Genomic DNA, 6,925 nt, shown 5'->3' with positions numbered 1-6,925 from the left:
TATCCTCCGGATTTCAATTCCTTACAGGTAGGCTAACAACCCATCGAACACAAGAAAACACAGGCTTTGTACTTTTTTTGCTTTGATTATATCCTTCTTACTAAAACTTAAAACCCGTGAAAAAGCTGAAACGTCTTGTCGTCGACCTCCCGGCATTTTTACGCTACCCTACATCGACGACATGTTTTACTCCTGACTGGCTTTATACCATATATTCCGTCATACCCTGTTATTTTCCTCCTGAAATTTTTTGCTTTTTACAGATATCCTTCCATATCCCCAAAAGAACCAGCACTTCATTTATGAAGGATTGGTTCTTTTTTCAAAAAACTTAGAGAAGCGCAGAGATGTATATTTTGTTTCGCAAAAACATAATAAAAGAAGCAAAATTGTACGTCCCCGTGATTCCTCCTAAACTGTGCATACCGCCTCACCTTTTACTTTTTCAATTCCGTTCAATAAGAAATAAGTAATACCCTAAGGCACGTTTCATCGTGCCTTAGAGTATTCAACAATGATTGCCGTTGCTTGTAAAGTTTCAAATTATTCACCAGTTGCTCAGCGCGGACCATTACTTCGTGATATTTCCGTGGCCCGTCTTTAACAATGCACTAAAAGTGCCCGTTATTTGCGGCCGCTTAAAGTTCTACCGACCGCAGTAATGGTAGACCCCGTTCTTCTGTCCACTAGTTTTATCCTTATTAGCAGTACATGCCTGTCACTTTCTTACGCCTAAACTGCTCAAACTCTCGTAAAGCCGCTGCAAGCCGTTGGAGGGCTTCAGTAGCATCTTTCCCTTCCTTGACAAGCTGGTCAACTTCATCAGATATTTCGCGAATCTTATCGCATATTTCATTTTCTTTTTGTTTGTATTCCGTCGATTTACGCAAAATTAACCTCTCTACGCAATAATTATTTGCTCTTCTTTACACCGTCGACGAATGTATCAGGAAATAATCCCAAAATCACGTCGGTTGAGATCTCAAGAGCAATTGCTAACTTTTTTACCACTATCTGACCCGGATTTTTCTTTGCACCACGCTCAAGTGCGGAAATATAACCTTGGGTTAATCCCGTTGCTCTTGCAAGCTGCTGCTGGGACATGTTTTTCGCCACCCGCAATTCTTCAAGCGTCATTTTGATCCCCCTTGCTTTATATTTTAATTCTATAGGATTAGTAGGTCAACACTATAGCATTGATTTCTGCAAGAAATTGTGTGTTATATTATTACTATAGAATTATTCTTAAGGTGGTTAAAAATGGATATTGCAAAACGGATTATCGAGCTACGTGAAGCAAAAGGGTATAGCACCAATAAACTCGCAACTATTTCAGGATTATCACAAGGTTTTGTACGACAAATAGAATTAGGCGAAAAACAGCCAACTGTTGATTCGATAAACAAAATATGTATTAGTTTAGGTATCAGCCTGAGTGATTTCTTTTCTGAGGACGAAACCGATCTCCCAATAGATATCAAACAGTTAGTCCGCATTGCCAAGACCTTAACCCCCGGTCAAAGAGAAGCTTTGCAGTTATTTTTAGAACGGATGACCAAATCTCCAAACACAGCAAAAACTTCACCTGAACCCGATTAACATTTCCATTCGCTCAATCAGTATCGTAAATAATCTTCATCAAAATTTCTGCAAATTTTCTTTGCCCGAAGCAACCGTTCGATCGTGACCTTGTATATATCAAAAAGCCGGTCAAGGTGATTCAATATCATATCACCCTAACCGGCTTTTCTACTTCTCACAGGGACATTGTCCCTGTCCCTTTTGTCCCCACACGTGTACCTTAACCCCGCCCGTAGATATGCTCATTATCTGTCATTAGTTTTATCTTTTAGTTTCCGTACTTCAGCAAGGCTTCCTTAATACGGTTCAGGCCGTTCTTGAGGATGGACCGCGGGCATGCCACGTTCAGGCGGATGTAGCCGTCGGAATTCTGTACGAACATATTACCGCCCTCAAGCAATACACCGGCTTTATCAGCAAAAAACTTCGGTAAATTATCTTCAGCCGGCAGATAGGCGCCAACATCCACCCAGCCCAAATAGGTGGCTTCGGGAAGACGGAATTTTGCCTTCGGCAGATGTTCCGCCAAGAAATCGCGAACATAGGCGAAGTTTCCGTCTAAATAGCCCTTCAATTCCTCCAACCATTCCGAGCCGTGGGCATAGGCCGCCTGGACACCGGCAATACTTAGCGGGTTTTCCGTAAGATAGTATCTTTCTTGCCAGTAGGCGCGCAACTTATCATTGCGAATCACGATGTTGGATAAAGTTGTGCCGGCCATATTAAAGGTTTTGCTTGGCGCCATGCAGGTAATTAATTTATCATAATCCGTCATGACTTTAGCCATAGGGATATGTCGCAAATTTTTGCGGATGAGATCGCAATGAATTTCATCAGAAATGAGCCACAGGTTATTTTCCCGGCAAATTTCACTTACTTTTTTCAGTTCTTCTTCCGACCAAACCCGGCCTGTCGGATTATGAGGATTACAAAAGATACACAGTGTAGTTTTCGCGTCAGCCGCTTTTTGAGCAAAATCTTCAAAATTAATTGTATAGTAACCATTTTCGTTAATTAAATCCGAGCAAACCAGTTCGCGTTTATTATAATCTGCCGCATATTTAAAATACGCGTATGACGGTGTAAGAATCAACACTTTTTCATCAGGCTTGGTAACAAAATCAACGAGGATGTATAATGCGGCAACAATTCCCGCCGATGTAACGATATGTTCCTTTTTACATGACCAGCCGTAGTGTTCTTCCGTCCATTTTTTGAACGCTTGGTAATACCCCGGATCAAATATCTTCGTATACCCCAAAATTCTTCGATCCAACCTGGCTTTCATGGCATCTAAAATAAATTTCGGGGTCGCAAATTCCATATCGGCGATCCACATGCGGACAAATTCGTCGTCTTGGTATGGAAATTTCATTATCCCCGCTTCATCATGGAAGATATAGGAACGGAACCCGTCTGTACTCATGCAGTTCGTGTCTTTCCTATCGATAATTTCATCAAAATTGTACTTCATTTTACATTCTCCTTTAATTTTTTATAACATTGATACAAAAGGTGAAATAATCAATAAAACACCGGCAAATATAATAAATAGCACATTTATCCCCCGGTATTTTGCTAAGAACGGTACTTTATAAACCAAATAAGCAGGTATTAGACAACCGATAAAGCCGATCAGGGAAGCACTCGCCAAGCTGATCTTGAGTAATGGGAAATTTAACACGATGGCTCCCCAGGCTACTAAAACGGTAAATAGCAAAATCCCGTATTTTACAAAACTCTTGTTAATTTTCTCGTCCGGCATAATACGCTGAAAAATATTCATAGCTATACCTTGACAAGCTTCGCGAAAGCCGAGAAAAACACCGAAGAAAGCGGTCATCACGGCAAAGATGTTCAGGATAAGGCTAAATATTTTCACGGCATTCCCCGATGTGCCCTGCGCTGCAATGGCTAATGCGGAAATGTTTTGTTGATAGGCGGCTACGGCTTGGTCATGTCCCATAGCTAAATTAAAGGACAACGCATAAAAGAATACGGTAACAAAGAGAACGCCAAATGCAATATTCATAGCGCGCATGGCTTTAAATCTCGCTACTTCAATGGACTGGTTATGAGCCCGGTACGATATAACCATAGGGCTTAAGCTTTGGACAAATAAAATTGAGTAGATGGTGAACGGCAGCATGACAATCGCTTCTTTGATTAAATACCCGAAACGCGGAAAAGTTCCGATATTCGCTATATTCCAGTGCTGCACCATAACTATCCCCAGGCAGGCAACTATAATAAGTTTGGTCAAAACCATGCCGGTAGAAATCTTAAAAAGCAATTTTTCACCCCGGGACGCTATCGCAACCAAAAGACATACAACGGCTAACCCATAAAACGGGTTTTGCGACCAGACAGTTTCCGTTAATCCAAAAGAATGTAAATACGACGCACTGTCATTCGTGATTGCCGTTGAATATACGAATACGGCTGAAATTAGCATCAAAAAATAGAGTATTCCTAAGAAAAATCCCCAGTTCTTGCCCAAATACCCACTGATAGTACTGGGGTAGTCTTCACATTTTGGCGATGCGGCCAAGGTATTAATGAATAATCGTTGAAACATATACATTACCGGATAGCCAATAACCGACGATACAAGAAATACCCATATCCCGACCAGACCTACCTGCACCGGCAATAACACGATGCCTGATCCGATAGCCATGCCGATGCTCATGATAATCCAGCCCCAATCCGTTCCATCGAAACGGATCGCTTTGTGCCATGCTTCTTCCGTCATGCCCGCCCGTTCCGCGGCACTCCTCTTCTGAGGAACGAACGATGGAGAAACCACTTCTTCCTGATTTGATATACCCATTGATTATGCCTCCCCTATATCTAGTAAGTACGACTTGATCAATGCTGTATATAAAATGCGATTGCCTGCGTCAATCATTATCGTAAATTTCTTAACCTTTTTGCAAAAAAAATGGACAACTTCTTAGTGACGATTCTTACACGCAATTAATTCGATTTCGACTAATGCTCCTTTAGGTAAGCTCGCTACACCAACACAAGATCGGGCAGGTAACTTGTTCTTTCATATTCACGCCTCCTCATATCGTAGTGGATATCCTTGCTTTCCGCTTCCGTTTCATAGCAAAATCTCCATTTCGGTTTACGTTTTTTGGCAGATACAGTATAATAAAGTTGCTAAAACGCCATTTAGGCGCACTAAACCAGAGCAGCATGTTGCTTGGCGGCGATGAATGCTGCTTGTCTGTGTCTCACCTCGCTTTTTTGAGTTTTTTGTGGGCATTACATTAGTTTGAAATCAACTCCTTTCTTTAGCTAAGACCATTAATTCGGCATGTTCAGCATGTCTAACGGCCCATCTTTAAAACATATTTTTACAATTATAACTAAAAATCAACCTATTTATTAACAAGTTAATTTTACCCTAATATTAGTGTGGTGTCAACCTAATTTTGGGGTGACGGAGGTTAATTTTATGACAGAACCTAATATTATCAAAAGAATAAAACAAATTCGTGCAGAAACTGGCCTCTCTCAAGATAAATTCGCTAAAAAAATCGGCGTATCGCCTGGCAACGTTAGTTCTTGGGAGTTAGGCATCGCTCTGCCTGGAGCACTTGCTTTAAAATCAATACAAGAAACTTTAGGGTATTCTATTGATTGGTTACTTACCGGGCAGGGATCTTCAAAATTCTTCGGGGAATCTAATGACAATATTGCAGATAACCCCGATTTAAAAGAAATGACAGATGTGTTAAAACGATTGTTAAATGATAAAAATCGTGATATACGCAGTTGGACAAAAGTTCAATTTCAAAAGGCTTTTGGTGGGAATTCTTCTACTACTAAACCGGAAAATTGAGATAAAAGCTTATAAATTTATTCAAGCAAAAAGCGAAAACCAGCTATATATAGCCAGTTTTCGCTTTGATTCATTTTGCAATATGAATATTAAATAATAATCTTATGAAAAAAGCACTTATATTTTTTTAATGTGACTATTGTGTTGGTGCGGCGATCCACGACCTTGCAAATTCAACACTCTGACCCTACCGCGATTTTATGGACACCGAGAACGTGTAGTATAATATAAACGCGGGAGGGATTCACGAGTGAAAACATTTGATAAAGAATATAAGTTAATGGCTGTTAAGCGGGTTAAAGAAAGCGGAAAACCGGTAGCCGAAGTGGCGCGAGAGCTAGATTTGAGCCCCAATACACTGCATGGCTGGATGAGCAAATTCGGTAAACACGGTGAAAATGCTTTCCCTGGCAGTGGTAATCTGCATAGTGCTGATGAAGAATTGCGCAAGTTGCGCAAAGAAGTCCTGGAATTAAAAGAGGAAAACGCAATACTAAAAAAGGCGGCCGCCTACTTCGCGAAAAACCAGAAATAGAGCGTTTTCGGTTTATGGAAGCGCATCGCTCCAAGTTTCGGGTGACGAAGATGGCCGAGGTATTGAATGTTTCCAGGAGCGGATTTTATGCATATTTAACAAGACCGGTTAGTGAACGTCAGCAAGAAAATGAATTATTACTACAAAAAATTAAAGAAATACACCGAAGATCGAAGGGTACTTACGGCTACCCACGCATAGCTGATGAGCTCAAAGATCAAGCTGCCGGAGCTCCTGCGCCAAGCAAAAACCGTGTTTATCGATTGATGAGGGATGCCGGAATCAGGGCTAAAACCGTTAAAAAATATAAAGCAACAACTAACTCCAATCATGACCTTCCTGTCGCTGAAAACCTGCTCAATCGCGAATTTACAGCAAAGAAACCTAATCAGAAGTGGGTTAGCGATATCACGTATATATGGACTGATGAAGGCTGGCTATACCTGGCTGGGATTATGGACTTATGTGGACGAACCATTGTTGGTTTTTCAATGGCTGACCACATGAGAAAATCACTGGTAATCGCTGCTTTAAACCAAGCGGTTGGCAGAACTAAAGCCGGAAAAGGGCTGCTAGTCCATTCAGACAGGGGCATTCAATATGCCAGCCACGCCTACCAAGACGTGTTGAAAAAGAATGGTTTTAAATGTAGCATGAGCCGTCGCGGCAACTGTTGGGATAATGCCCCCATGGAGTCTTTCTGGGGCAAGCTGAAACAAGAATGGCTATATGGACATCGGTTTAAAACCAGGGACGAAGCAAAAGCAGCTATCTTTGAATATATTGAAGTCTTTTATAACAGGCGGCGAAAGCATTCGAGCAATAATTATAAAGTTCCTATGGAGTTTATGAAAGCAGCTTAGTCAATATAGTATGAATTCATGAAATAATGTGTCATACTAAGCATTTCTGAGATATTGTGCGTTTGTCGTGTCTACTGAGCCGAGGTAAGGTCA

General features: G+C 41.1%; 7 protein-coding genes and 1 pseudogene. 3 read left to right on the top strand and 5 right to left on the bottom strand.

Translation table 11 applies throughout. From position 1 onward, the window contains the following. Positions 1 to 701: 701 nt before the first annotated feature. Together BLR65_RS26575 and BLR65_RS26570 are read right to left on the bottom strand one after the other, a co-directional pair. The gene (locus BLR65_RS26575; protein WP_093797510.1) at positions 702 to 890 is read right to left on the bottom strand and encodes a hypothetical protein; all 189 of its coding nucleotides are present in this window, start codon (positions 888 to 890) and stop codon (positions 702 to 704) included. Positions 891 to 912: 22 nt separating this feature from the next. Then, positions 913 to 1,137, bottom strand: coding sequence for a helix-turn-helix domain-containing protein (locus BLR65_RS26570; RefSeq protein ID WP_093797508.1), 225 nt, complete (start codon positions 1,135 to 1,137; stop codon positions 913 to 915). 123 nt (positions 1,138 to 1,260) lie between these two features. On the opposite strand from BLR65_RS26570, the gene BLR65_RS26565 reads away from it, so the two are divergent. Then, positions 1,261 to 1,599: a helix-turn-helix domain-containing protein gene (locus BLR65_RS26565; protein WP_093797506.1), complete on the top strand. Its 339-nt coding sequence runs from the start codon at positions 1,261 to 1,263 to the stop codon at positions 1,597 to 1,599. Positions 1,600 to 1,849: 250 nt separating this feature from the next. On the opposite strand, the gene BLR65_RS26560 is transcribed toward BLR65_RS26565, so the two are convergent. The 3 genes and pseudogenes from BLR65_RS26560 to BLR65_RS31205 form a co-directional block, all read right to left on the bottom strand. Continuing rightward, the gene (locus BLR65_RS26560) at positions 1,850 to 3,055 is read right to left on the bottom strand and encodes a MalY/PatB family protein (protein WP_093797504.1); all 1,206 of its coding nucleotides are present in this window, start codon (positions 3,053 to 3,055) and stop codon (positions 1,850 to 1,852) included. Positions 3,056 to 3,076: 21 nt separating this feature from the next. Then, complete coding sequence (locus tag BLR65_RS26555; protein ID WP_093797502.1) at positions 3,077 to 4,414, bottom strand: SLC5/6 family protein; 1,338 nt, start codon at positions 4,412 to 4,414, stop codon at positions 3,077 to 3,079. A 123-nt stretch (positions 4,415 to 4,537) separates the two neighbouring features. Then, positions 4,538 to 4,618, bottom strand: a pseudogene (locus BLR65_RS31205) (reactive intermediate/imine deaminase); the annotation flags it as partial. Between the two features lie 429 nt (positions 4,619 to 5,047). On the opposite strand from BLR65_RS31205, the gene BLR65_RS26545 reads away from it, so the two are divergent. Beyond that, entirely contained in the window at positions 5,048 to 5,434 is a 387-nt protein-coding gene (locus BLR65_RS26545) for a helix-turn-helix domain-containing protein (RefSeq protein WP_093797500.1), read from the top strand. 250 nt (positions 5,435 to 5,684) lie between these two features. After that, positions 5,685 to 6,832, top strand: a protein-coding gene (locus BLR65_RS26540) for an IS3 family transposase (protein ID WP_093795460.1) whose coding sequence is annotated in 2 segments (ribosomal slippage) — positions 5,685 to 5,946 and positions 5,946 to 6,832 — 1,149 coding nt in all. Because the reading frame shifts where the segments join, the coding sequence is not laid out codon by codon here. Positions 6,833 to 6,925 lie beyond the last annotated feature (93 nt).

It is taken from the genome of Sporomusa acidovorans (genome assembly GCF_900101845.1).
Lineage (GTDB): Bacteria > Bacillota > Negativicutes > Sporomusales > Sporomusaceae > Sporomusa > Sporomusa acidovorans.
Note: the sequence above shows the minus strand (reverse complement) of the source record. Positions and strands in the feature narration are given on the sequence as shown.